Annotated in this window: 24 protein-coding genes; 8 read left to right on the forward strand and 16 right to left on the reverse strand. The window is 64.4% G+C overall.

The genetic code is table 11. The annotated features are described in order from the left end of the window. Nucleotides 1–89 precede the first annotated feature (89 nt). Together ACR0BA_RS13495 and soxR are read right to left on the reverse strand one after the other, a co-directional pair. Entirely contained in the window at nucleotides 90–1,736 is a 1,647-nt protein-coding gene (locus ACR0BA_RS13495) for an electron transfer flavoprotein-ubiquinone oxidoreductase (RefSeq protein WP_480728389.1), read from the reverse strand. Between the two features lie 136 nt (nucleotides 1,737–1,872). Further along, nucleotides 1,873–2,328: a redox-sensitive transcriptional activator SoxR gene (soxR, locus tag ACR0BA_RS13500; RefSeq protein WP_480728391.1), complete on the reverse strand. Its 456-nt coding sequence runs from the start codon at nucleotides 2,326–2,328 to the stop codon at nucleotides 1,873–1,875. 88 nt (nucleotides 2,329–2,416) lie between these two features. Between soxR and ACR0BA_RS13505 the strand changes: the two genes are divergently transcribed. From ACR0BA_RS13505 to ACR0BA_RS13515, 3 genes are all read left to right on the forward strand, one after another. Further along, a complete protein-coding gene (locus ACR0BA_RS13505) occupies nucleotides 2,417–2,797 on the forward strand; it encodes a VOC family protein (protein WP_480728393.1) in 381 nt (126 codons plus the stop codon). 238 nt (nucleotides 2,798–3,035) lie between these two features. After that, nucleotides 3,036–3,506 (forward strand): transcription elongation factor GreA, encoded by a 471-nt coding sequence (greA, locus tag ACR0BA_RS13510; RefSeq protein ID WP_005978981.1) that lies wholly within the window; start codon nucleotides 3,036–3,038, stop codon nucleotides 3,504–3,506. Nucleotides 3,507–3,518: 12 nt separating this feature from the next. After that, entirely contained in the window at nucleotides 3,519–4,511 is a 993-nt protein-coding gene (locus tag ACR0BA_RS13515) for a hypothetical protein (protein WP_480728394.1), read from the forward strand. Here the strand turns inward: ACR0BA_RS13515 and ACR0BA_RS13520 are convergent. From ACR0BA_RS13520 to ACR0BA_RS13540, 5 genes are read right to left on the reverse strand one after another with little or no spacing between them, the layout of a single operon-like run. After that, nucleotides 4,508–5,104, reverse strand: a complete 597-nt coding sequence (locus tag ACR0BA_RS13520; protein ID WP_480728395.1) for a GNAT family N-acetyltransferase — start codon at nucleotides 5,102–5,104, stop codon at nucleotides 4,508–4,510. The two genes, ACR0BA_RS13515 and ACR0BA_RS13520, sit on opposite strands and share 4 nt — an antisense overlap. After that, entirely contained in the window at nucleotides 5,101–6,360 is a 1,260-nt protein-coding gene (locus ACR0BA_RS13525; RefSeq protein ID WP_480728396.1) for a molybdopterin-binding protein, read from the reverse strand. Before ACR0BA_RS13525 ends, ACR0BA_RS13520 begins: the two co-directional genes overlap by 4 nt. 20 nt (nucleotides 6,361–6,380) lie before the next feature. Continuing rightward, nucleotides 6,381–6,890 (reverse strand): molybdopterin-guanine dinucleotide biosynthesis protein B, encoded by a 510-nt coding sequence (mobB, locus tag ACR0BA_RS13530; RefSeq protein ID WP_480728398.1) that lies wholly within the window; start codon nucleotides 6,888–6,890, stop codon nucleotides 6,381–6,383. Continuing rightward, nucleotides 6,887–7,537, reverse strand: a complete 651-nt coding sequence (mobA, locus tag ACR0BA_RS13535) for a molybdenum cofactor guanylyltransferase MobA (RefSeq protein WP_480728399.1) — start codon at nucleotides 7,535–7,537, stop codon at nucleotides 6,887–6,889. The genes mobB and mobA overlap by 4 nt, the downstream gene beginning before the upstream one ends. Then, a complete protein-coding gene (locus ACR0BA_RS13540; RefSeq protein ID WP_480728401.1) occupies nucleotides 7,527–8,471 on the reverse strand; it encodes a formate dehydrogenase accessory sulfurtransferase FdhD in 945 nt (314 codons plus the stop codon). Before ACR0BA_RS13540 ends, mobA begins: the two co-directional genes overlap by 11 nt. Between ACR0BA_RS13540 and ACR0BA_RS13545 the strand changes: the two genes are divergently transcribed. After that, entirely contained in the window at nucleotides 8,470–9,186 is a 717-nt protein-coding gene (locus ACR0BA_RS13545; RefSeq protein ID WP_480728402.1) for an AzlC family ABC transporter permease, read from the forward strand. The two genes, ACR0BA_RS13540 and ACR0BA_RS13545, sit on opposite strands and share 2 nt — an antisense overlap. Continuing rightward, nucleotides 9,183–9,515 carry an AzlD domain-containing protein gene (locus tag ACR0BA_RS13550; RefSeq protein WP_480728404.1) on the forward strand — a complete coding sequence of 111 codons (333 nt, stop codon included), beginning with the start codon at nucleotides 9,183–9,185 and terminating at the stop codon, nucleotides 9,513–9,515. Before ACR0BA_RS13545 ends, ACR0BA_RS13550 begins: the two co-directional genes overlap by 4 nt. On the opposite strand, the gene ACR0BA_RS13555 is transcribed toward ACR0BA_RS13550, so the two are convergent. The 7 genes from ACR0BA_RS13555 to ACR0BA_RS13585 all read right to left on the reverse strand — a co-directional run bounded on the left by ACR0BA_RS13555 (nucleotide 9,504) and on the right by ACR0BA_RS13585 (nucleotide 16,035). Next, nucleotides 9,504–10,136 carry a hypothetical protein gene (locus ACR0BA_RS13555; protein ID WP_480728405.1) on the reverse strand — a complete coding sequence of 211 codons (633 nt, stop codon included), beginning with the start codon at nucleotides 10,134–10,136 and terminating at the stop codon, nucleotides 9,504–9,506. The two genes, ACR0BA_RS13550 and ACR0BA_RS13555, sit on opposite strands and share 12 nt — an antisense overlap. Before the next feature lie 16 nt (nucleotides 10,137–10,152). Beyond that, on the reverse strand, nucleotides 10,153–10,287 hold the full coding sequence (locus ACR0BA_RS13560) for an aa3-type cytochrome c oxidase subunit IV (RefSeq protein ID WP_093963530.1): 135 nt from the start codon (nucleotides 10,285–10,287) through the stop codon (nucleotides 10,153–10,155). A gap of 91 nt (nucleotides 10,288–10,378) precedes the next feature. Then, nucleotides 10,379–10,939: a hypothetical protein gene (locus tag ACR0BA_RS13565; RefSeq protein WP_480728407.1), complete on the reverse strand. Its 561-nt coding sequence runs from the start codon at nucleotides 10,937–10,939 to the stop codon at nucleotides 10,379–10,381. Next, nucleotides 10,926–12,764: a glycerophosphodiester phosphodiesterase family protein gene (locus tag ACR0BA_RS13570; RefSeq protein WP_480728409.1), complete on the reverse strand. Its 1,839-nt coding sequence runs from the start codon at nucleotides 12,762–12,764 to the stop codon at nucleotides 10,926–10,928. Before ACR0BA_RS13570 ends, ACR0BA_RS13565 begins: the two co-directional genes overlap by 14 nt. 64 nt (nucleotides 12,765–12,828) lie before the next feature. Continuing rightward, nucleotides 12,829–13,281, reverse strand: a complete 453-nt coding sequence (locus ACR0BA_RS13575) for a DUF6173 family protein (protein ID WP_170342276.1) — start codon at nucleotides 13,279–13,281, stop codon at nucleotides 12,829–12,831. Then, nucleotides 13,217–14,332, reverse strand: a complete 1,116-nt coding sequence (locus tag ACR0BA_RS13580; RefSeq protein WP_480728410.1) for an MBL fold metallo-hydrolase — start codon at nucleotides 14,330–14,332, stop codon at nucleotides 13,217–13,219. Before ACR0BA_RS13580 ends, ACR0BA_RS13575 begins: the two co-directional genes overlap by 65 nt. Continuing rightward, nucleotides 14,332–16,035 (reverse strand): acyl-CoA dehydrogenase, encoded by a 1,704-nt coding sequence (locus ACR0BA_RS13585; protein ID WP_480728412.1) that lies wholly within the window; start codon nucleotides 16,033–16,035, stop codon nucleotides 14,332–14,334. The genes ACR0BA_RS13580 and ACR0BA_RS13585 overlap by 1 nt, the downstream gene beginning before the upstream one ends. A 135-nt stretch (nucleotides 16,036–16,170) precedes the next feature. Between ACR0BA_RS13585 and ACR0BA_RS13590 the strand changes: the two genes are divergently transcribed. Next, nucleotides 16,171–17,121, forward strand: coding sequence for an L-threonylcarbamoyladenylate synthase (locus ACR0BA_RS13590; RefSeq protein WP_480728414.1), 951 nt, complete (start codon nucleotides 16,171–16,173; stop codon nucleotides 17,119–17,121). On the opposite strand, the gene ACR0BA_RS13595 is transcribed toward ACR0BA_RS13590, so the two are convergent. Then, nucleotides 17,122–17,676 carry a YqgE/AlgH family protein gene (locus ACR0BA_RS13595; RefSeq protein ID WP_093963536.1) on the reverse strand — a complete coding sequence of 185 codons (555 nt, stop codon included), beginning with the start codon at nucleotides 17,674–17,676 and terminating at the stop codon, nucleotides 17,122–17,124. A gap of 142 nt (nucleotides 17,677–17,818) precedes the next feature. Between ACR0BA_RS13595 and ACR0BA_RS13600 the strand changes: the two genes are divergently transcribed. After that, a complete protein-coding gene (locus tag ACR0BA_RS13600; RefSeq protein WP_480728415.1) occupies nucleotides 17,819–18,631 on the forward strand; it encodes a protein-disulfide reductase DsbD domain-containing protein in 813 nt (270 codons plus the stop codon). A 4-nt stretch (nucleotides 18,632–18,635) separates the two neighbouring features. After that, nucleotides 18,636–19,067 carry an NUDIX hydrolase gene (locus ACR0BA_RS13605; RefSeq protein ID WP_170360039.1) on the forward strand — a complete coding sequence of 144 codons (432 nt, stop codon included), beginning with the start codon at nucleotides 18,636–18,638 and terminating at the stop codon, nucleotides 19,065–19,067. Here ACR0BA_RS13605 and ACR0BA_RS13610 read toward each other — a convergent pair. Next, nucleotides 19,034–22,435, reverse strand: coding sequence for an efflux RND transporter permease subunit (locus tag ACR0BA_RS13610; RefSeq protein ID WP_480728416.1), 3,402 nt, complete (start codon nucleotides 22,433–22,435; stop codon nucleotides 19,034–19,036). The two genes, ACR0BA_RS13605 and ACR0BA_RS13610, sit on opposite strands and share 34 nt — an antisense overlap. Nucleotide 22,436: the final 1 nt, after the last annotated feature.

Genomic DNA, 22,436 nt, shown 5'->3' on the forward strand with positions numbered 1-22,436 from the left:
CTGCCTACGATTGCAGAACAAGCTAGGGCCTTGGTCCGCCAGAGGCAATGGCCGAGCGTTCACGGCCCCGCCATTGCCCGGGTTTTTGCCTACATGTTGGGGTAGTTCGGTCCGTCCCCACCCTGCGGCGTGGTCCACGTGATGTTCTGGCTGGGATCCTTGATGTCACAGGTCTTGCAGTGGACGCAGTTCTGGAAGTTGATCACGAATCGCGGCTCGGCCTCGTCCTTCACCACTTCGTACACGCCCGCCGGGCAATACCGCTGCGCCGGTTCATCAAACTTGGGCAGGTTGACCTTCACCGGAATCTCGGGATCGGTCAACTTCAGGTGACAGGGTTGGCTTTCTTCGTGGTTGGTGAACGAAAACGCCACGTTGGTCAGACGATCGAAAGACAGCATGCCATCGGGCTTCGGATAGTCGATGGGGGTGTGCTTGCTGGCATCCTCGGTCGCCTCGGCGTCGTTCTTGCCATGGCCCAGCGTCCCCAGCAGCGAGAAGCCCAGCGTGTTGGTCCACATGTCCATACCACCCAGCACCAGCGAAGCGGTCAGGCCATATTTCGACCACAGTGGCTTGACGTTGCGAACCTTCTTGAGGTCGCGGCCAATCGCACCGTTGCGCACCTCGTCTTCATAGGCGGACAGTTCGTCGCCCGACCGGTCGGCCTTGATGGCCTCGAACGCGGCCTCGGCCGCTGCCTTGCCCGACAGCATCGCGTTGTGGTTGCCCTTGATGCGCGGCACGTTGACCATGCCCGCCGAGCAGCCCAGCAGCGCGACACCCGGCGCCACCAGCTTCGGCATCGACTGGTACCCGCCCTCGGTGATCGCCCGGGCGCCATAGGCCACGCGCTTGCCGCCTTTCAGCAGGTCGGCCACCACCGGGTGATGCTTGAACCGCTGGAATTCCATGTAAGGGAACAGGTGCGGGTTCTTGTAGTTCAGGTGCACCACGAAGCCCACATAGACCTGGTTGTTTTCCAGGTGATAGATGAACGACCCGCCCCCGGCATTGCCGCCCAGCGGCCAGCCCATCGTGTGGGTGACGCTGCCTTCCTTGTGCTTGGCGGGGTCGATCTCCCAGATTTCCTTCATACCGATGCCGTATTTCTGCGGCTCTTTCCCGGCTGACAGATCGTATTTCGCGATCACTTCCTTGGACAGCGACCCGCGCACCCCTTCCGACAGGAAGACGTATTTGCCGTGCAATTCCATACCCGGCTCGGTGTTGGGGCCATAGGACCCGTCGGGCTCCAGTCCGAACACACCGGCCACGACACCCTTGACCTCGCCATTGTCGCCATAGACCAGCTCCGAGCAAGCCATGCCGGGGAAGATCTCGACGCCCAGTTCCTCGGCCTGTTCGGCCATCCAGCGGCAGACATTGCCCATCGAGACGATGTAGTTGCCGTGGTTGTTCATCAGCGGCGGCATCGGCCAGTTGGGGATGCGCAACTTGCCGGCCTCTCCCAGCATATAGAAATTGTCTTCGCGCACAGGCACGTTCAGCGGCGCGCCCTTTTCCTTCCAGTCGGGGATCAGCGCATCCAGACCGCACGGGTCCAGCACCGCGCCCGACAGGATATGCGCGCCGACCTCGGAGCCCTTTTCCAGCACGACCACGTTCAGGTCGGCGTCCAGCTGTTTCAGACGAATGGCCGCCGACAGGCCCGCCGGGCCTGCGCCCACGATCACCACGTCGTATTCCATCGCTTCGCGTTCAATTTCGGCCATCGTGGGCTCCTCCGCTAACTATCCGAATTGGCGCCTGGGGCGCGGGCTCGGCGAAATTTTGTTTCCCGGCTGATTACCTGCTGGAAAAGACCTTGGTCAATCAAAACACGGCGTAACATTGCTGCAATGCGGCAGATCAGCCCTCGGGCGCGTCACCCATCAGGTACCTGGGACCGCTACCATGCGCCTTGGCCCGGTCGTCGGGGTTGTAGAGCGCGCATTTCGGAAGGCTCAGACAGCCACAGCCGATGCAGCCGTCCAGATTGTCGCGCAGCCGCAGCAAAGTATCGATTCGCTGGTCCAGATGCGCGCGCAGGTTAAGGCTGATCTTTTTCCAATCCGCCGGCGTGGGCGTGCGGTTGTCGGGCAGCCCAGCCAGAACCTCGCGGATTTCGGGCAAGGTCAGGCCGAACTGCTGAGCGATCATCACGAAACTCAGCCGACGGATGTCGGCGCGCTGATACCGCCGCTGACCGCCCGGATTGCGCCATGGGGAAATCAGCCCCTGCGCCTCGTAATAGCGGATGGCGGACACCGCCAACCCCGTGCGGCGCGCCAACGCGCCGATGGAAAGGCCTTCGGATGCGGGCATGATCTCCTCCCGAAAAATATCTTGAGCTAAAGTTAGGTTTAGGAATTACGGTGAGTCGAAACAAGCCTGAACATGAAAAGGAGACCCCATGATGGCGACGCTGGAACACACGAACTTCACCGTCCGCAACCCGCAGGCGACCGCCGCCTGGATGCAGGACGCATTCGGATGGAAAACCCGCTGGGAAGGTCCGGCGATCGCCGGAGGATATACCGTGCATGTGGGCAGCGCGCATACCTATCTGGCGCTTTACGCCCCGGCCGACCCGAAACCGTCGGGCGAAAGCAGCTATGACATCGTCGGCGGGCTGAACCATGTGGGCGTGCTGGTCGAGGACATCGACGCGACCGAGGCTAAGGTTCGCGCCGCCGGGTTCGAGCCGCACAACCACGCCGATTATGAACCCGGCCGCCGGTTCTATTTCGACGATGACAACGGTATCGAATTCGAGGTCGTTCAATATGATTGAGATGCTCTGGTTCGGCGCCGAGGCGCATCGCTGGAAACGCGGTGATCTGCTGGGGCATCGGCACAATCGGAAACCCCCACCGCCCCGACGGCGTTAAGTTGCGGATTGCAGGGGCCAAGCCCCTTGGCCTCTTGCATTTCACGCCATATTTGGGTCAGGTAATTGCCAACCCATCTTTCGCCCCGACGCTGGTCTCATGCGGCGGGGCGACTCAATTTGTGCGTGGAAAAAAGAAGATATGGAAAAGATCCCCATGACGCCCGCGGGCTTTGCCGCGCTCGAGGCAGAGCTCAAGCAACTCAAGTCCGTTGAACGCCCCGCCATCATCGAGGCCATCGCCTCGGCGCGCGAACTGGGCGACCTGAAGGAAAACGCCGAATACCATTCGGCCCGCGAAAAGCAGGGCTTCATCGAAGGCCGCATCAAGGAACTGGAAGGCGTTCTGTCGCTGGCCGAAGTGATCGACCCGACCAAACTGTCGGGCGCGATCAAGTTCGGCGCCAAGGTCACCTTGGTGGACGAGGACACCGACGAGGAAAAGACCTGGCAGATCGTGGGCGAGCATGAGGCCAATATCGAAAAGGGCCTGCTGAACATCAAATCGCCCATCGCCCGCGCCCTGATCGGCAAGGAAGAAGGCGACAGCGTCGAGGTGCGCACCCCCGGCGGCGTGCGCTCGTACGAAGTGCTGAGCATCCACTACGCCTGATCGGAGCGCGCCATGTCGGGCCAAGACCCTGATCCGGACAGCAAACGCCCCACCTGGCTGGGCATCTATGACCGTCCGGGCCGACCCAGCGTCACCGGGATCGAGATTGCGGCCGCGGCCCTCAGCCTGATCTGGCTGGTGGTGTCCGTAGCCTTTCTTGTGCTGCCCGAGCAGACGCAGGCCGGCAGTTTCATCGTGATGCTGCTGGCGGTGTTCATGCCGGTGGCGATGATCTGGGTCGCGGCGCTGGCCATGCGCGCCAGCCGCATCATGCGCGAAGAAAGCGCCCGGCTGCAGACCGCGATCGACGCGATCCGGCAGGCCTATGTATCGCAGCAACAGCGGTCGGCCAGCACCTACGAACCCGCAGTGGCCCGGAAACTGGATGAAATCGCCGCGGCCGCCCGGCACACCCAAAGCACGCTGGCCACGTTCTCCAGCAAGCGGCGGGATCTTGCGCCTCTAGCAAGACCTGCGGCACCCTCGGGCCAGACCTCGTTGGAACTGGGCACCCCGGCCGAAGAGATAACGACTCCTCTGCCCACCGAGATTTTCATCCGCGCGCTGAACTTTCCCGAAACCGCCGAGGATACCGAAGGCTTCAACGCCCTGCGCCGCGCGATGAAGGACCGCAAGACCGCGCAACTAGTGCAAGCCGCCGAGGATGTGCTGACCCTGCTCAGCCAGGAGGGCATCTACATGGATGACCTGCGCCCCGACATGGCCCGCCCCGAGGTCTGGCGCCAGTTCGCCAAGGGCGAACGCGGGCGTGCAGTCGCCGCTTTGGGCGGCATCCGCGACCGGTCATGCCTGGCGCTGACCACGGCGCGGTTGAAACAGGACCCGATCTTTCGCGATGCGGTGCATCACTTCCTGCGCCGCTTCGACACCATGATCGTCGAGTTCGAGCCTGTGGCCAGCGACGCCGACCTGACAGCCTTGGGCGACACGCGCACGGCGCGCGCCTTCATGCTGCTGGGCCGAGTGGCCGGGACTTTCGACTAACCAGCGTCGGGCACGACCCACCGCATTTTCGTGGCCGAACTGAATCCGAAAAGATGCTTGAACGGGCCGGTATGGTCCTGCCCGATCGCCTGAAACCCTTCGCGCTCGTACAGGGTCCGCGCGCGCGGGTTGGTATCGATCACGTCCAGTTGCACCTCGTGCATGCCCAGCCGCTGCGCCTCGTCCTTGATCGCTTGCAACAGCAGGGTCCCGACACCCTGCCCACGCGCCTCGGTCGCCACGCATATGCCGTCCATCTGGAACACGCCCGGCTTCAGGTCGCGCTCCAGAACGCTCAGGACAAGGCCCCGCCACAGGGCGCCGAACCAGCCATAGACCCGGGCCAGATCCGCCAGCCCGCCCTGCGTCAGCCCACCGTCGCGGGTCTTGTACCCGGCCAGCCCCAGCATCCGCCCATCCGCATCCCGCGCCACCAGGGCGAAATCGGGGTTCAGCGCCCGTTCGAAAAACGCCAGGCCGCGCGCATCCGGCCCCATGACGCGCGACAGTTTGCCCGAGAACGCCTGCCAGAACAGCGCGGCCGCCCGCGCGCGCTCATCAGGGGAAAACCCGCACGAGACCGAAACCGTCACAGGCCGAAACTGCCATAGGGTATGAAACGCACAGGGTCTCCGGGCTGGATGTCTTGCGCGCCGTCCGGCAGCTCGACCAGCCCTTCGGCCCAGCTGAGCCCGCTGATGCGACCCGACCCTTCCGAATGAAACACCTCGACCCGACCGTCGCGGACCCGGGCGCGCAGGTATTCGCGGCGGCCCGGTTTCTTGCGCTTGGCGAACCCGGCGGGCAGGTCAAAGCCCTGCGGTTGCCGCCACCCCTCGCCCGCCATCAGCCCCAGCGCGGGCCGGGCAAAGATCAGAGTGCAGACCATCGCCGCCACCGGATTGCCCGGCAGGCCGAACACCGGCGTGCCCTGCCACAGGCCCAGCGCCAGCGGGCGGCCCGGCTTCAGCGCGATGCGCCATTCCTGCATGGCCCCGGCCTCGCGCAACAGGGCCGAGACATGATCCTCGTCCCCCGCCGAAGCACCGCCGCTGGTCAGGATCGCGTCGGTCTGTTGCGCAGCCTGGTCCAGCCGGTCCCGCAGCGCAGCCCGGTCGTCGCCCACGCGGCCCAGATCGACCGCCACAAAGCCCATCCGTTGCAGCATCGCCAACAGCATCGGGCGGTTCGCATCAAAGATCTGGCCGGGCCCCGCGGCCTGACCCGGATCACGCAATTCATCGCCGGTGGACAGAACCCCCACGCGCAAGGGTGCCCGGACCGGGACCTCGGCCACGCCCACCGCCGACAGCAGCGCCAGATCGGCAGGCGTCAGGCGTCGCCCGGCAGGCAGAGCCAAGGCCCCGGCCTGCACGTCTTCGCCCGCCTTGCGCGTGTTGGCGCCGGCCTTCAAAGGCCCGTTGAAGGCGATGTGGCCGTCCTGCACGGTCACGTCCTCTTCCAGAATGACGGTATCCACCCCCTCGGGCAGCGGCGCGCCGGTCAGAACGCGCAGCGCCTGCCCCTCCGGCACGGCCCCCGCAAACGGCACGCCCGCCGCCGCGCGTCCCTCGGCCAGCGGCAGGACATGCGGGCCCTCGGGCCGACCACCGGCAAAACCGTACCCGTCCACCGCCGTGTTGGGCAGCGGCGGATTCGACCGTTGCGCGATCACGTCCTGCGCCAGAACGCACCCGCAGGCTTGACCAACGGGCAGGGTCTCGACGCCGGCCACCGGGTGCAATTGGTCGCGCAACAGGGCCAGCGCCTCGTCGACCGGGGTCCATTCGACCCCCGGCGGCAGGGCGAAACAGTCGTTCTTCAGCGGTGGAGGCGCAATCTTCGGCATGGTCCGGTCCTCGGGCATGGTCAGGGGCTGGGCCGCGGCCCCAAGCCGACCTCGGCCAGGATGAAATCGGCAATGGAAGGCGTGTCGTTCAAGTCAAAAACCGGACGGTCCAGATCCAGCGGCGTGTCGCTGGCCACCGCGCGAATCGTCGGATCGTCAGCGGCGATCAGCGGGTTTCCAGGCTGGGCGCGAAAGGCCTCGACCTTGGGGTGGCGCGCGCGCTTGTATCCCTCGACCAACACCAGATCGACCGGGGACAGACGCGCCAGAAGGTCAGTCAACGGCGGCTCGGGCGCGCCGCGCAGCTCTTGCATCACGGCGATGCGGCGGCTGGATGCCAGCAGAACCTCGGACGCCCCGGCGGTTCGGTGGCGGTGGCTGTCGGTGCCCGGCTGATCCACGTCAACCGCGTGGTGAGCATGTTTGACGGTCGAGACACTGAACCCGCGCCCGGTGATCTCGGCCACCAGCCGCTCGACCAGCCCGGTCTTGCCCGCATTCTTCCAGCCGGTAATGCCGTAGACCTTCATGCCTGCACCAAAAGGTGCTGCGCCCGGATCAGATCCTCGGGCGTGTTGACGTTGAAGAACGGATCGAACGGGTCGACCGGGAACAGCGCCTCGCGCCCGTCATGGCGGTCGGTCCACAGGACCACCTTGCGCAACCCGTTGTTCAGCGCCGCCCGCAGGTCATCGCGCAGGGCGACGGGCCACAGGCCAAAGGTCGGGTGCCGGTTGACCCGCCCGCCGGATTTCAGAGCCTCGCCCTCGCCGCGCGGCGTGGTGGCCAGAACCAGCGGATGCGCCTGCCCCTGCGCCGCCCGCGTCAGCCGGTCGACCAGATCGCGCGGGAAGAAAGGCGTGTCGGCGGCAGCGGTGACGATGCAATCGGCGCCCTGCCCCGCCGCCCAATCCAACCCGGCCAGAACGCCCGCCAACGGCCCGGCGTAACCCGCGATGCTGTCCGGCAGGACCGGCAGGCCAAGATCGGCAAAGCGCGCCGGATCGCCATTGGCGTTCAGCGCCAGCCCGGCCACCTGCGGCGCCAGCCGGTCGATCACATGCCCCAACAGGCTTTGCCCGCCCAGTTGCAGCAACCCCTTGTCACCGCCGCCCATCCGCGTGGCCAAACCTCCGGCCAGTATGACGCCGATGGGGCGTGATGTTTCACCTCCCATCGGCGCTTTTCCTTCGATGCTTCTTGTCCTCGACCGGTACGGAGGCCGGGTCCACGTCGCGCAGCAGCCGGTCCTCGCCCGACAGGCAGACGAAACGTTGGCCGCGCATCCGGCCGATCAGGGTCAGGCCGACCTCGCGCGCGATTTCGACGCCCCAGGCGGTAAAGCCGGACCGCGAAGCCAGAACCGGGATGCCCATCATCGCCGTCTTGATCACCATTTCCGAGGTCAGCCGACCGGTGGTGTACAGGATCTTGTCGCCGGCCGTCTCGCCCTCGGACAGCATCCAGCCGGCGATCTTGTCCACCGCGTTGTGGCGGCCCACGTCCTCCATATAGACCAGCGGGCGGTTTTCGCGGCACAGAACCGTACCGTGGATCGCCCCAGCCTGCAGGTACAGAGACGGCGTGCGGTTGATCTTGGCCGCCAGATCATACAGCCACGAGGTGCGCACCTGAACCTGCGGCAGGCGCACGCCCTCCAGCCCCTCCATCATGTCGCCGAACACCGTGCCCACCGCGCAGCCGCTGGTGCGGGTCTTTTTCTTCAGCTTGTCCTCGTACGAGGTTTCGCGGGTCGTGCGCACCACGACGGTTTCCAGATCGTCATCGTAATCGACCCGCGTGATCTCGTCATTGGGGCGCAACATGCCCTGGTTGCGCAAAAAGCCCAGCGCCAGATATTCCGGGTAATCGCCGATAGTCATGGCCGTCACGATCTCTTGCGAATTGAGGAAGATCGTCAGCGGGCGCTCCTCGACAACCGAGATGCGGCTGACCTCACCATTCTGGTCCACCCCCTCGACCACGCGGGTCAACCGCGCCGCGCCGGGATCGGGGGCGATGATGTATTCCGACAGATCGGTTTCGGTGGCCAATTGCAACCCTCTCTCTGACCCGCTACTGCTGCGCAGACCACCATAGGATCTAGCCATGGCAACCTCCACATCCAAGTCATACTATTGGCAGGGTTTTCGCGACGGGACCCCGTTCATCTTCGTGGCGGTGCCCTTCGGCACCCTGTTCGGCGTCTTCGCGACCGAGGCGGGCCTGAGCATTCTGCAGACCATGGTGTTCACCGCAGCCGTATTTGCAGGCGCCGCGCAGTTTGCATCGCTGCAGCTGCTGCAGGACGGCACACCCACGGCCATCATTCTGGTTTCGGCACTGGCCGTGAACCTGCGGATGGCCATGTATTCAGCGTCTTTGACGCCTTATCTGGGCGCGGCGCCCCTGTGGCAACGGGCCTTTGCCGCCTATCTTACGGTCGACCAATCCTATGCCTGCTCGATCGTCCAGTTCGAAAAGGAACCGGACATGTCGGTTCCGCAGCGCATGACCTATTTCATGGGGTCGGTTTCGCCGCTGGTGCCCATGTGGGTACTGGCAACCTTTATTGGCGCCTACCTGGGAACGCAGATCCCGGATAGCTGGGCACTGGATTTCGCGCTGCCGATCACCTTTCTGGCCATGATCGGCCCGACGATGCGCACTCCGGCCCATGTGGTCGCGGCTCTGGTCGCCATCGTCGTGTCGCTGCTATGCGTGGCAATCCCCTACAATCTTGGCCTGCTGATCGCGGGCTGCGCGGGCATGATGGCCGGTGCGCAGGCCGAAGTGATGCTGGAACGCAGAAAGGTAGCGTTATGACCACCCCCGATCAGACAACGGTCTGGACGATCATCGTCGGGCTGGCGCTCGGCAGCTATGCCCTGCGCTTCGTGTTCATCGGCTTTGTCGGAGACCGTCCGTTGCCGCCATGGTTGCTGCGGCATCTACGCTATACGGCGGTGGCCATCCTGCCGGCCCTGATTGCCCCTCTGGTCATGTGGCCCACGGCCACCGAGGGCCAGCCGGACCTGCCGCGCATGGCCTCGGCCGTGGTTGCCCTGAGCGTCGGGTTGATCACCAAGAACGTGCTGGCCGCCATCTTTGCCGGGGCCGGCACGCTGTATGGTCTGCTGCACCTAGTTGGTTGAAGCCGCTTCCAGCTGGTTGAGCGCGGCGTTGTTGGCAGCCAGACCAGCCTGCAGATCGGCGCTGTCGTTTTCACGATACTCGGTCGTGACGACCCCCGGAATCTGCCCGAACTGATCGGACAACTTGACCGGGTAGAAGGTGGTCTGGATCTGCTCGAACCCGGGAACCTGCTGCAGCAGCCGAGCCGTCGAGTTGGCGCAGTAGGCGCCCGGAACCGGTCCGGACTGTTTGGCCAGCTGATAGGCGATCTCGGCCTGCTGGGGGGTCACCTGGACGGTCTGGATGCGCGCATAATGCGTTTCGCGTGCGTGCGAGCTGCGATAGGCACGCTCGACCGCGGGGGTGATGCCATACAGCACGTCATCCTTGATCGGCACCACGTCGGCGCGGAACGACCCGGCGGGGTCGAAAATTACCCGCTCGCTGGCGCTGATCATCAGCGAGGTATGCGCGCCAGACCCCGTACGCGTGTTGATCATCGTGTACAGGGTCAGCGTTGAGGGCCCCGGGTCACGGTAGGATCGCGCAACGATCTCGGACTGGTCGGCCTGAGGGCGCTGCGACGTGGCACAGCCTGCGACGGTCACTGCCAGCAGGCAGGCAATCAAGATGCGAAACATGACCCGTCAGTCCGGCTTATGCCCCAAAGATCGCAAGAAACAGGGCAATGAAGCAGATCACCACGACGCTGTAGGTGGTAAATTTGATGAACCCATTGAAGGTTTTGGTCTGGACGGTGATGTCCATCTCGCCGTGCTTGTGTTCAGCCATTTCGAAAGATTCCCAATTCGCGTGTTTGCCGGTTTGGATAAATCATATTTCCCGGCCTGTCACGACGTCAATCGCGCGCAGGTGCCCGAGTTCAGTCGCCCGCAGCCTCATCGGTGGCAAAAACCGAGCAGCCGGGATACCCAAAGCCCCACCGCCACGGCAGGCCGGTGCAGGGGCCACCTCCGAATCGGACGGCCATGAACATCGCCTCGGAGGTGATCGACATGGCCGACGTCACCTGCTCGGGCGTCATGTCGTACTGCGTGGCATAGTCCTGCGCATGCACGGCTCCGAATTCCTTGACGCAGGCGCGCAGGGCGCGGTCAGCCTCCAGCCGGGCGTCGAAACTGGCGTCGGCGAACGTGGCGCCCCCGGCGGTGTGATACGCGCGATCATGAGTTACGCAGCAGGATTCCCACGGCGGGTGGCTTTCGTAAACCGCGCGAAATCTGGGAAAGGTCTCTGCCACCAGCCGCCAGCTGGACGACATGCCGCCCGAGCAGCCATCGGTTTCAAACGCGCTCAATGGTTGCCCAACCGATTGCGCGATCAAAGCCCGATGCGCGGGCATCTCGACGCCGCGCATCAGATCCTGCGCCGAAGCCGACCCGGCAAGGCAGGCAAGCAAAAGACCGAAGCTAGGGGCTTGCATCGCGCATCGCCTCGGTATCGACCGACAGGCCGAAGGTCGTGGCCAACCACAGCAGCAGCCGCTCGCCCGGCTCCATCTCGGTGCGGACACGTAGCACTTCACGCGCCATTGCGGGGCGGTCGGTGATCAGACCGTCGACACCCATCGAGGCCATCGACGACATCTGCAGCGGGTCATTCACCGTCCAGACATAGATATCCTTGCCTGCATCATGGACCGAGCGGATCAGCCCGGGCGTGACCATCCCGGCATTCACCGCGACGAAATCGCCCTCCAGCCCGGTCAGATCGCCCACCGCCGTGGCAGCCAGAACGCCGGCGCGCCAGTCCGGGCGCAACGCTTTCATCTTCTGCACCGCCGGGTATTTGAGCGACATCGTGGCGATGTCCTGCTCCATCCCGAATTCTTCGACGATGGCGGCCACGCGGTTTTCCAGATCCACGTCATGGCCATAGTATTTCAGTTCGATGATGACCTTGGATTTGCCCTTCGCAGCCTCCAGAACCTCGCGCAGGGTCGGGGTGCGCTGATCGGCATATTCGGGGTCGAACCAGCTGCCGATGTCGATCTGCGCCACATCCTCCATCGTGGCATCCCAGACCTTCATATTGACCCCGCCCAGCTTCATGAAGTCGCTGTCATGGGCCACGATCACCTCGCCGTCGGCGCTTTCCTGAACGTCGATCTCGACCCAGTCGGCACCGTCCTCAATGGCTTTCAACACCGCAGCCATCGTGTTTTCCGGCCGCAGCGCCGCAGCGCCCCGGTGGCCGATTACGTCAGCATGATCGGGTGCCGAAATCTGGTCCAGCACGTCCTGGCTGAACCAGATCCCGGCCAACAGGGCCACAACGGCCGCGGCGACGGTCACCAGAACCGGGGCGCGCAGGTTTCCGGCCTCGGGGTGAGGAAGCTCTGCCGCCCGGGGCTCAAAAAATGCATCCAGCAGAACCGCCAGCGCGCCCAACGCCACCGCCGCCAGCACCAATCCGGCCAGAGACCACAGCCCGGCCACCAGCAGGCTGAGCGTCAGGGCAAACCGCAGGTTCGTGCCCTGTTCGAGAGGTACAAGGTGGAACAACAGGCTGGCCACGGCGGCAATCAGCGCAGCAATCGCCAGACGTACGGCCAGCCACAGTGCCAGTTCGATCTTCAACCGGCCGCGTTTGCCCTCCATTCGGCGGGCGCTTTCGGCGAAGGCGCCCGAGGGCGCAATTCCCTCGAACAGCACCAGATGCAGGGCGAGCGCCCAGGCCGACAGGCGGCGGATCAGCCCCCAGGCCAAAGCCAGCACCACCAACCCGATCAGCGCGACGGCCACCTGGAAGGCGGGCGGGTGGAAGGTCAGATAATAATTGATGTCGTATTCGGTCAGCGTCCACCACGCGATCAGGCCCGCGACCGCCACGAAGGGCACCGCCAGAACGAGAACCCGCAGAATGAAGCGCACCGCGAAGGAAAACAGCGTCGGCAGGCGCGACAGGATCAACCGCAACGCCGACCCGCCGGCCCTCCACGGGTCGCTCTCGCCCATCCTGAGCGATCCGGCCATGACCGAAAAGACGAACACCTCGGCCAACAGGAACAGGCCCAGAATGACCACCGCCGCCACGAAACCAACCGGCGACAGGATGAACATGGCGATGTCCTGATCGGTCAGCGCAGTTTGATCGGACAGCATCACCGCCAGGTTCACGGTGAAGGCCACGCCGGGTGCGATCAGCGCGATGAGCAGCAGACGCACCGCCAGATAGATGGGAACAAAGGTCCGGCGTCGGGCCCAGGCCCCGCGATAGGCATCTGTTACGGTTGAGAAATGTGACACGCCGGCCCCCTTTGAATGCTGAATTCATTCAAGGCCGCGCAGATGTGAATTGCAAGCGTGACGCTCAGCTTTCCTCAAGCTTGGCGGCCAGGCGAAAGCCGATCCGGTTGGCGGGCTTGTCCTCGACCGTTTTGGGCAGGGCGCGCAGCATGACGTTCAGCTGGCTGACATGCTGCACCAGCTGGGTGCGTGCGCCCGAACCGTCCGAGCCGTAGAAGGTGATCACGTCGGGGTCAAAATATCCCATCCCCTCGATCCGCATCACCCCGGCGTCACCGCCGGTAAAGCCCATGGCGACCTCGTGATCGGCATCGAGGGTCTGCTCGAAGTTCTGGATGTACAGGATCAGCCGCTCATACGCCCATTGGGCGGGGCTTTTGCTGTCGACCGGCTGGCGCAGGGGTTCGGGCAGATCCTTGGTGCCCGACGTGCTGTCCGGGTCAGCATGAACCTCATAGCACCGGGGCAGAGCCGCCGCTTCGGCGGCCTCGGCCGAGGTTTCGATCTTGTCCTGCATCGTCACAACCTTTGCGCTGATACACCCATGCGCCGTCCTCACGGCGCGCCCGGGTCACGGCTCCAGTGTGATAAAGTTGGTTCAGATGCGCAACCGCTTCGACCAGCGCAAGACCGTATTCGCCGTCGCGGATCGGACGTTTGAACAGGGTCACGAAACAATCCGAGGCCGCCTTGGGCGCGTCCAGATCGTCCAGCAGGCGTGCAAGAGCGCCGTGGTGGTTCTCGATCAGTTGCTTCATGCGGATCGGCAGGCCGATGAAGGGCAGCTTGTGGCCCGGCAACACCACCTGATCGGGCCGTGCCAGCTGTTGCAGGCGCTCACAGGCCTCCAGCCAGTCGGACACCGGGTCAGCCATCGGCTCGGTGGCATAGACGCCCAGGTTCGGGCTGATCGAACTGAGGATCTGGTCGCCCGAGATCACCAGGTTGTCGTCGCGGCTCCAGAACGTGGCGTGTTCGGGGGCATGGCCATTGCCCATATGCACGTCCCAGTCCCGCCCGCCCATACGGATCACGTCGCCCTGCTTGATGCGGACAAAGCCCAGAGGCATCGGATAGACCGTGTCGGCAAAATTGAAGGGCCGCTCGGACATGCGCTTGGCCAGGATCTCGGGGGCCATGCCGGCGCTGCGGTAGAATTCCAGCGTCTCTTCCGGCCAGCTCTCCTGCACGTCCAGCGTCAGCATTCGAGCAAACAGCCATGCGGTACGGCTCGAAACCAGATCGGCGCCGTGCTCCGACTGGAACCACCCGGCATTTCCGACGTGGTCGGGGTGGTGATGCGTAACCACCACCCGGGTCACCGGCTTGCCCGCAAGCGGCCCGGCCATCAGGTCGGACCACAGGCCGCGCGTCTTTTTCGATGAAATCCCGGTGTCGATCACCGTCCAGCCATCGCCGTCATCCAGCGCGTAGACATTGACGTGGTCCAGCGCCATCGGCAGCGGCAGGCGCATCCAAAGCACGCCCTCGGCGATCTCGGTGGCTTGTCCGGGCGCGGGCGGCTCGGGCCAGGGATGGCGAAACGCCGGAGGCCGCGCGCCGTCCATCACGCGGCCAGTTCGTCGGCGCTGAGCGCGAACAGGTCTTTGGCCCCGATCTGCGCCTGATCCAGCAGGCCCGCGTATTCCGGCAGGCGCGCGGTGATGTAGTACCGCGCCAGCTTGGCGCGCGGACCATCCGGATCGGCCAAAGCGGCGATCAGGTGGTAATGCGCACCCAGCACGCGGGCAAAGGCGTTCAGATAGGCCACGGCCCCGGCAAAGCGATTGTTCATGTCCTCTTGCGCCACCAGCCACTCGGTCGCCTCGCGCAGGGATTCAGTCGCCTCCCATACCGGGCCGGCCAGCTCGGGCACGGTGGCGCGGGCGCGCTCGGCATGATCTTCGATCTCGTCCAGCAGGCGGGCGGCGGCTTCGCCCCCGTCCATCATCTTGCGGCCGACAAGGTCCATGGCCTGAATGCCGTTGGTCCCCTCGTAGATCGCGGTGACGCGAACATCGCGGTAATACTGCGCGGCGCCGGTTTCCTCGACATACCCCATGCCGCCATGCACCTGCAGGCCGGTCTCGGCCACGCGCATGCCGGTCTGGGTGCCGAAAGCCTTGCAGATCGGGGTCAGCAGGGCCGCCCGCGCGGCCCAGTCGGCGTTGTCGGTGGCCTTGGCCATGTCGATGGCCGCGGCATTGGCCAGCATGATCGCACGGGCGGCGAACAGGTCGGCCCGCATGTCCATCAGCATCCGGCGCACATCGGCATGATCGATGATCGTGCCCGAAGGCGTCTTGCCCTGCTTGCGTTCCAGAGCATAGGCCAGCGCGTGCTGATAGGCGCCCTCGGCCGCGCCCACGCCCTGCCCGCCGACGCCGAGGCGCGCGTTGTTCATCATGGTGAACATGGCGGCCATGCCCTTGTGTTCCTGGCCAACCAGCCAGCCCTTGGCGCCGTCATACTGCATCACGCAGGTGGGCGAGCCATGCAGTCCCATCTTGTGTTCCAACGACACCACCTTCAGGTCATTCGCCGCGCCCGGATTTCCGTTTTCATCGGGGATGTACTTGGGCACCAGGAACAGGGAAATCCCCTTGGTCCCCGGCGCGCCATCGGGCAGACGGGCCAGAACCAGGTGGCAGACATTCTCGCAAAAGTCATTGTCGCCCCACGAGATGTAGATCTTCTGCCCGGTCATCGAATAGGTGCCATCGCCGTTGGGTTCGGCCTTGGACGTCAGCGCGCCAACGTCAGACCCGGCCTGCGGTTCGGTCAGGTTCATCGTGCCCGACCATTCGCCCGACATCAGCTTGGGCAGGTACAGCGCCTTGAGCTCTTCGCTGGCGTGGTGTTCCAGCGCCTCGATCTGACCCTGGCTCATCAACGGGGCCAGCTGCAGCGACAGGCAGGCGGCGCTCATCATCTCGTTCACGGCGGTGGTCACGGTCATGGGCAGGCCCATGCCGCCGTATTCGGGGTCGCCGCTCATGCCGATCCAGCCACCCTCGGCGATGGCCTTCCAGCCATCGGCATAGCCGGGCGAGGTCCGCAGAACCCCGTTTTCCAGCCGCGCGGGATGCAGATCGCCGGGGCGCTGCAGAGGGGCCATCACCTCTTCGCACATCTTGCCGGCCTCGGACAGAATGGCGCTGACCACGTCCGGGGTGGCCTCGGCGAATTTCTCCGTCGCGGCGACGTCCTTGAACCCCACCACCTTGTCCATCAGGAACTCGTAATCAGTGACAGGAGCGCGATATGGCATGGTTTCCCCCGGAAATCGTGTGTCGGTCGCAATGGCGGGCTTGGAATCCATGGCCCGCGCCGGTATTCATCTAAGCTTGTTCGATTACCTATCCGTCCCCCTGTTGCAAGCAACCAAAACGCCGCGTCACCACCCATGATCCCCAACAACACGCAATATCTGGATGCTGATCCCGCCGGGATTGCAGCCGCGGCCGACCTGCTGCGTCAGGGACTGCTGGTCGCCTTCCCGACCGAGACCGTCTACGGGCTGGGCGGCGACGCCCGCAACGGCGAGGCGGTCGCAGCGATCTACGCCGCCAAAGGGCGACCCAGTTTCAACCCGCTTATCGCGCATGTCGCCTCGGTCGAGGCCGCCAAACGCTATGTCGAGTGGTCGGACAATGCCGAACAACTGGCAGCTGCGTTCTGGCCCGGTCCGCTGACGCTGGTGCTGCCGCTGCGCGCAGGGCATGGCGTGTCCTCGCTGGTGACGGCGGGGTTGGAGACGCTGGCCGTTCGGGTGCCGGCCCACCCCACCGCGCGCGCATTGCTGAGCGCAGTTGACGGACCCGTCGCTGCCCCTTCGGCAAACCCCTCCGGTCGGATCAGCCCAACCACTGCGGCGCATGTGCGCGCCGGTCTGGACGGTCGGATCGCCGCCGTACTGGATGACGGAACCTGTTCGGTCGGGTTGGAGTCCACCATCGTGGGCTTGGCCGGCACCCCCGCTTTGTTGCGGCCCGGCGGTGTCGCTCTGGAGCAGATCGAAACAGTTCTGGGCACGCGCCTGACCCGCCACAAGCCCGGAGATCTGCTGACCGCTCCCGGGCAGTTGCTGTCACATTATGCTCCGGACGCACCGGTGCGGCTGAACGCCACCGAGCGTCGCGGGGACGAGTTGCTGCTGGGATTTGGCAATGTCGATTGCGACCGCAACCTGTCTGCCAGGGGTGACCTGATCGAAGCGGCGGCAAACCTGTTTGCGTATCTGCACGAACTGGACGGTACGGGGCGGCCGATTGCCGTCAGCCCGATCCCTTCCGAGGGCGTGGGGGCGGCCATCAACGACCGCCTGCGCCGGGCCGCGGCGCCGCGCAACTCCTGATCAGGCCCGACCGGCGCTGGCCGACAGCGTCAGCGGATCGACACCCAGCGTGGCCAAGGCGGCCTCCCACTTTTCGTCGTCGGCAACGTCAAAGACCAGTTTCGATGTGGCATCGGTCGTCAACCAGCCATTGGCCGCGATCTCATCTTCCAGCTGTCCAGGCCCCCATCCCGAATAGCCCAGCATCAGCATCGAGTTCAGCGGCCCCTTGCCAGAGGCGATATCTTCGAGCACGTCCAGCGTCGCCGTCATGCTGAAATCGCCGGCCACGTGCAGCGAATGCAGATTTGCGTCGTAGTCCGCGCTGTGCAGCACAAACCCCCGGGACAATTCGACTGGGCCACCGAAATGCACAAGGCGTTCTCCGACAACCGGGATGCGGCATGCGATGTTCAACTGTTCAAGAAGCGTCTTGATCCGCAAATCCGACGGTTTGTTCACGATCAGACCCATAGCGCCGTCATCGCCGTGGCTGCACAGATACACCACTGAATGATCAAAGCGCGGATCGCCCATGCCAGGCATCGCAATCAACAGTTTTCCAGTCAGATCCATCAAAAAAACTCGTGCGGCTTATTCCCTTACAATGACCCTGAGGAACCCGGATTGGCAAGGGATCACGCCTGAATTCCCGCGTTTTCTGCCGGTGACCAGAACGTGACTTGGCAAACCTGACCGCAAGTCGCATGTATGGATCATGAGATCGCTGTTCAAACCCGTCGTGACCGTTGTTTCGGCTTGTCTGGCCCTGGCCGCACCTGCGCAGGGGCAATCGATCGACTCGATCGTCCGGCTGGACGTGATCGATGGCGGCCAATCCGAGGATGGAACCTATCTCACCGCGATCCGGTTGGATCTGGAACCCGGATGGAAGACCTATTGGCGGGCCCCCGGTGACGCCGGCATTCCGCCTGAATTCGACTGGCGCCGCTCCGGCAATGTCGGCGCGGTTGCGATCACCTGGCCCACGCCGCATGTCTTTGACCAGAACGGCCTGATGTCCATCGGCTATGAAACCCAGCTGGTGTTGCCGGTTCGGATTACCCCCAAGGACGCATCCAAACCGGTACGGTTGCGCGGCGAGGTCGATCTGGGAGTGTGCAAGGATGTCTGCATTCCCGCATCGCTGAAATTTGACCACGAACTGGACGCCGGCGCAGCAAGGAATCCGGCGATCGCGGCTGCGCTTGCGCAACGGCCCTTCTCTGCACGCGAGGCTGGCGTTACCGGCGCGGCCTGTCGCCTGAGCCCGACCGCGGACGGTTTGCAGGTTCAGGTACAGATCGACATGCCCTCGGCCGGTGGTGCCGAACTTGCGGTGATCGAGCCGGGGAATCCGGCCCTGTGGGCCTCGCAGACTGAAACCAAGCGGCAAGGCAACCGGCTTACCGCCACGTCCGAGGTGATCAGCCCCGACGGTCAGCCCTTTGCGCTGGACCGGTCCGCCGTGCGGATCACGGTTCTGGGGACCAAACACGCGGTCGACATTCTGGGCTGCAGCGCGGGCTGAGCGGATGCAGCAGGTTCCCCGGATCGGCGCACTGGCGGTTGTCGTAGATCAGGGCCATGTCCTGCTGGTGCAACGCAGCAAGGCCCCCGATGCCGGTCTCTGGGGATTTCCGGGAGGCCATGTGGAGTGGGGCGAAACCGTCCTGCAGGCCGCCGCGCGCGAGTTGATGGAAGAAACCGGTATCGAAGCAACCCCGCAGGCGTATCTGGGCAACCTTGATCTGCTGGTCCGGGATGCGGCCGGACAGATCACCGCCCATTATTTGCTGGTCGGCGTGTCCTGCCGCTTCGCATCCGGCACTCCGGTCGCAGCGGATGATGCGCAGGATGCGCGTTGGTTCCCAATCCGGCAGGTGCTGGACCGCGACCTTGCAATGAGCGCCCGGGTGCCCGACCTTCTGTCTCAGGCACTGGCCCGGGATGAAAGCCTGACATAAAGCGCCCCGGACACGATCAGGCTGACGGCCAGAATGGCAACCGCACCGGCCGCGAACGCTCCCAGCCCCATTCTCAGCAACGCCAGACCGTCCTCGTCGCCGTACAGGCCGGACAGCACACCCAGCGGCGCGCCGGCCAGAACCGGCCAGACCATCGTGACCAGCAGCCAGAGGAACATCGCCCCGCCCGTCCCCGCGGCCGCGACCCGGACCACCTTGTCTGGCGCCCGCAAGGCGCGGCGCATCGCCGTCATCGGGCGAGAAATATCACTCAGGATCGCAAGCAACGCGGGGACCAGGAGCAGCACCAGCACCATGCCGAACCCGAGCCCGTAGACCAGCGTGATCACCGTGGGTTTGAGGAATTGCGCCTGCTGCGACCCTTCGTACAGCAACGGGGCCAGCCCCATCACCGTCGTCAGCGTGGTCAGCATCACCGGCCGCAACCGGTCAGCGGTGCCTTCTATGATCGAGGGCACCAGCCCGCGATCCTGCTGATACCCATCAATGGTCGTTATCAAAACGATCGAGTCATTGATGATGATCCCGGTCATGCCCAACAGGCCGACGACCGTGAACATGCTTAGCGGAACACCCCAGATGTAATGCCCCCAGATGGTGCCGACCAGACCAAAGGGAATGATCGCCATCACCACCAGCGGCCTTGTCCAACTGGCGAAGATCCACGCCAGAACAAGGTAGATTCCGGTCAGGCACAGGATCAGACCGGTACGCGCCTCGGTCAGGAACTCGTCCTCCTGTTCGCTCAGACCGGCCATGCGCCACTCGACCTGATACTCGGCGGCGATATCAGGCAGGATTTCCTCGCGCATGGCGCGGGTGATTTCCGCGGCCTGGGCCGGGTCATCCTCGGATATGTCCCCGTTCACTGCGATCACCCGCAGGCCATTTTCCCGGCGCACCGTCGAGAACCCCGACTCGCGCTTGACCGAGACGATGTCAGCCAGCGGGACATAGACCCCGTCCGGTGACCGCATCAACGTGCGTTCCAGGAAATCTGCGGTCAGCTCGCTTTCGGGCAGATCGACCCGGATCTCGGCGCTGCGAGGACCGTCGGGGAATGTCGCCGCCTCGATCCCGTTCAGGCGGTGACGCAGAACCCGGCCCAATGTCTCGATGCGGAAGCCCAGCGCTTCACCCTGTGCCGTCAGATCCAGAATGTACTCTTCCTTGTCATAGGCCAGATTGTCTTCCAGCGCTGAAACCTCGGGGTATTTCGACAGTTCCGCCTGCAGGGCCTCGGACGCGGATTTCAGTGTGTTCACGTCCGCGCCGAAAAGCTGCACGTCGATGGCATCACCACCCGGACCCGAGCGCCAGCCGCGGAACGTCAGCAATTCGACCTTGGGATGGCGCGGCACGAATTCCTGCAGCTCGCCCACGAATTCAAAGCTGGAATAAGGTCGCAGGTCGGCATCGATCAGCTCGATCGAGATACCGCCCAGCAAATCGCCATCCTTGCCATCGGCGGCGGACAGACCATAGCCGGCGCTGCCCCCGATCTCGGCCAGTACATAATCGATCGGGTTGCGACCGTGGCGTTCTTCGTAGATCTGGCCCAGCTCTTCGGTGGCGCGCTGCAGAATGTGCATCATTTCGATCGTATCGGCGCGGGTAGCGCCTTCGGCCATGATGAAATTGCCGGTGACCGAGCCCCGCTCGGGCGCGTTGAAGAACCGCCAATTGACGTCGCCCTTGATGAACAGCGCTATCTGGCTGGCCAGAATGGCGATCATCAGGGCCACGACCACGTATCGCGCCCAGATTGCCCACGCCACCAAAGGTCGGAAAAGAGTGTCGCGCACCCAGCGAAAACCCCTGTTCACAACCCGGTTGGGCCAGTCATACCAGTGTTCCTTGGCCGAATGTGCGATGGCGTGCGCCATGTGGTTCGGCAGGATCAGAAAACACTCGATCAACGAGGCGATCAGTACTGCGATCACCGTAAAGGGAATGTCCCGGATCAGCTCTCCGAACCGTCCGCCAATGGCGGTCAGACCGAAAAAGGCGATCACGGTCGTGACCGTGGCCGCAAAAACCGGCATCGCCATGCGCCGGGCGGCGCGCTCGGCGGCAACGACCGGTGGCTCGCCCAGCCGGCGGGCCCGGAAATCGGCGTGTTCCCCCACCACGATCGCATCATCCACCACGATACCCAGCGTGATGATCAGTCCGAACAACGAGACCATGTTGATCGACAGCCCGCCGATATACATGAAGGCGATGGCCGCCGACATGGCCACCGGGATACCGGCCGCGACCCAGAATGCGATGCGCGCATTCAAGAACAGGAACAGCAGGCACACCACCAAGCCCAGCCCGACCAGCCCGTTGTCGATCAGAATGTCCAACCGGTCGGTGATGGCCTGCGCCCGGGTACGGATCAGCTCGACCGAGATACCATCCGGCAGGCTCGCCTGCATCTCGGCGACCACATCCTCGACCGTGTGCTGAATGTCGATCGCGTCACCCAGGTTCGATCGGTCCACCCGGACGGACATGGCCGGATTTTCGCCCACGAAATAGCTGCGATTGCGGGTGACGCCCTCGACCCGGATCTGCGCGACATCGCCGACCACCAGCTTGGACCCGTCCGGATAGGTGCGCAAAGCGATGCGCTCGATCTCCTCCGGGGTGCGCTTTTCGACACCGGTGCGGATCCGGGCGTTTGCTCCGGTCACGTCCCCGGCCGGATTGGCCGTGACCTCGGCCGCGACCGCCGAGGCGATCTCGGACAGGGTGATGTCGTTGGCGATCAACTGCGCGGTGGGAACCTCGACCACGATGCGTGGGGCGGCAAGGCCGCGGATCGTGGTTCGCGTCACACCGGCAGCGAACAGCCGATTGATCAACTCATCCGTGAATTTGGCCAGCTGCCCGGTCTCGATCGGGCCGGTGAGGACAACATCCGTCACCCGGTCTCGCCACGCGGCCCGCCGGATGGACGGTTCTTCGGCGTCCTCAGGCAGGTTGGTCACGCTGTCGACCGCGGTGCGCACTTCTTCGACGGCGCGGCTCATGTCCCAGTTGGGTTCAAATTCCAGCGCGATGCGGGCCGATCCTTCGCGAGAGGTCGACTCGGTGCTGGCAACGCCTTCGACCGCCAGCAATGCAGGTTCAAGGATCTGGACAATCCCGTTGTCCACATCCTCGGGCCCCGCACCATCCCATTCGACGTTGACATTGACCCGTTCCAGGATCACGTCCGGAAAGAACTGCGCCCGCATGTTCGGCGCCGAAGCCGCGCCAAGGACCAGCATGACCACCAGCAGAAGGTTGGCAATGGTCCGGTGACGCGTGAAATAGCTGAGGATGCCGCTGGCCGCGCCCGGAATCTCGCGCATCATA

The organism is Ruegeria sp. CI5 (assembly GCF_056536885.1).

Bases quoted from the DNA above. Each gene is read 5' to 3' on its own strand.
- ACR0BA_RS13495 (WP_480728389.1), bottom strand. From the start codon at position 1,736: ATGGCCGAAATTGAACGCGAAGCGATGGAATACGACGTGGTGATCGTG.
- soxR (WP_480728391.1), bottom strand. From the start codon at position 2,328: ATGCCCGCATCCGAAGGCCTTTCCATCGGCGCGTTGGCGCGCCGCACG.
- ACR0BA_RS13505 (WP_480728393.1), top strand. From the start codon at position 2,417: ATGATGGCGACGCTGGAACACACGAACTTCACCGTCCGCAACCCGCAG.
- greA (WP_005978981.1), top strand. From the start codon at position 3,036: ATGGAAAAGATCCCCATGACGCCCGCGGGCTTTGCCGCGCTCGAGGCA.
- ACR0BA_RS13515 (WP_480728394.1), top strand. From the start codon at position 3,519: ATGTCGGGCCAAGACCCTGATCCGGACAGCAAACGCCCCACCTGGCTG.
- ACR0BA_RS13525 (WP_480728396.1), bottom strand. From the start codon at position 6,360: ATGCCGAAGATTGCGCCTCCACCGCTGAAGAACGACTGTTTCGCCCTG.
- mobB (WP_480728398.1), bottom strand. From the start codon at position 6,890: ATGAAGGTCTACGGCATTACCGGCTGGAAGAATGCGGGCAAGACCGGG.
- mobA (WP_480728399.1), bottom strand. From the start codon at position 7,537: ATGGGAGGTGAAACATCACGCCCCATCGGCGTCATACTGGCCGGAGGT.
- ACR0BA_RS13545 (WP_480728402.1), top strand. From the start codon at position 8,470: ATGGCAACCTCCACATCCAAGTCATACTATTGGCAGGGTTTTCGCGAC.
- ACR0BA_RS13540 (WP_480728401.1), bottom strand. From the start codon at position 8,471: ATGGCTAGATCCTATGGTGGTCTGCGCAGCAGTAGCGGGTCAGAGAGA.
- ACR0BA_RS13550 (WP_480728404.1), top strand. From the start codon at position 9,183: ATGACCACCCCCGATCAGACAACGGTCTGGACGATCATCGTCGGGCTG.
- ACR0BA_RS13555 (WP_480728405.1), bottom strand. From the start codon at position 10,136: ATGTTTCGCATCTTGATTGCCTGCCTGCTGGCAGTGACCGTCGCAGGC.
- ACR0BA_RS13560 (WP_093963530.1), bottom strand. From the start codon at position 10,287: ATGGCTGAACACAAGCACGGCGAGATGGACATCACCGTCCAGACCAAA.
- ACR0BA_RS13565 (WP_480728407.1), bottom strand. From the start codon at position 10,939: ATGCAAGCCCCTAGCTTCGGTCTTTTGCTTGCCTGCCTTGCCGGGTCG.
- ACR0BA_RS13575 (WP_170342276.1), bottom strand. From the start codon at position 13,281: ATGCAGGACAAGATCGAAACCTCGGCCGAGGCCGCCGAAGCGGCGGCT.
- ACR0BA_RS13580 (WP_480728410.1), bottom strand. From the start codon at position 14,332: ATGGACGGCGCGCGGCCTCCGGCGTTTCGCCATCCCTGGCCCGAGCCG.
- ACR0BA_RS13585 (WP_480728412.1), bottom strand. From the start codon at position 16,035: ATGCCATATCGCGCTCCTGTCACTGATTACGAGTTCCTGATGGACAAG.
- ACR0BA_RS13590 (WP_480728414.1), top strand. From the start codon at position 16,171: ATGATCCCCAACAACACGCAATATCTGGATGCTGATCCCGCCGGGATT.
- ACR0BA_RS13595 (WP_093963536.1), bottom strand. From the start codon at position 17,676: ATGGATCTGACTGGAAAACTGTTGATTGCGATGCCTGGCATGGGCGAT.
- ACR0BA_RS13600 (WP_480728415.1), top strand. From the start codon at position 17,819: ATGAGATCGCTGTTCAAACCCGTCGTGACCGTTGTTTCGGCTTGTCTG.
- ACR0BA_RS13605 (WP_170360039.1), top strand. From the start codon at position 18,636: ATGCAGCAGGTTCCCCGGATCGGCGCACTGGCGGTTGTCGTAGATCAG.
- ACR0BA_RS13610 (WP_480728416.1), bottom strand. From the start codon at position 22,435: ATGATGCGCGAGATTCCGGGCGCGGCCAGCGGCATCCTCAGCTATTTC.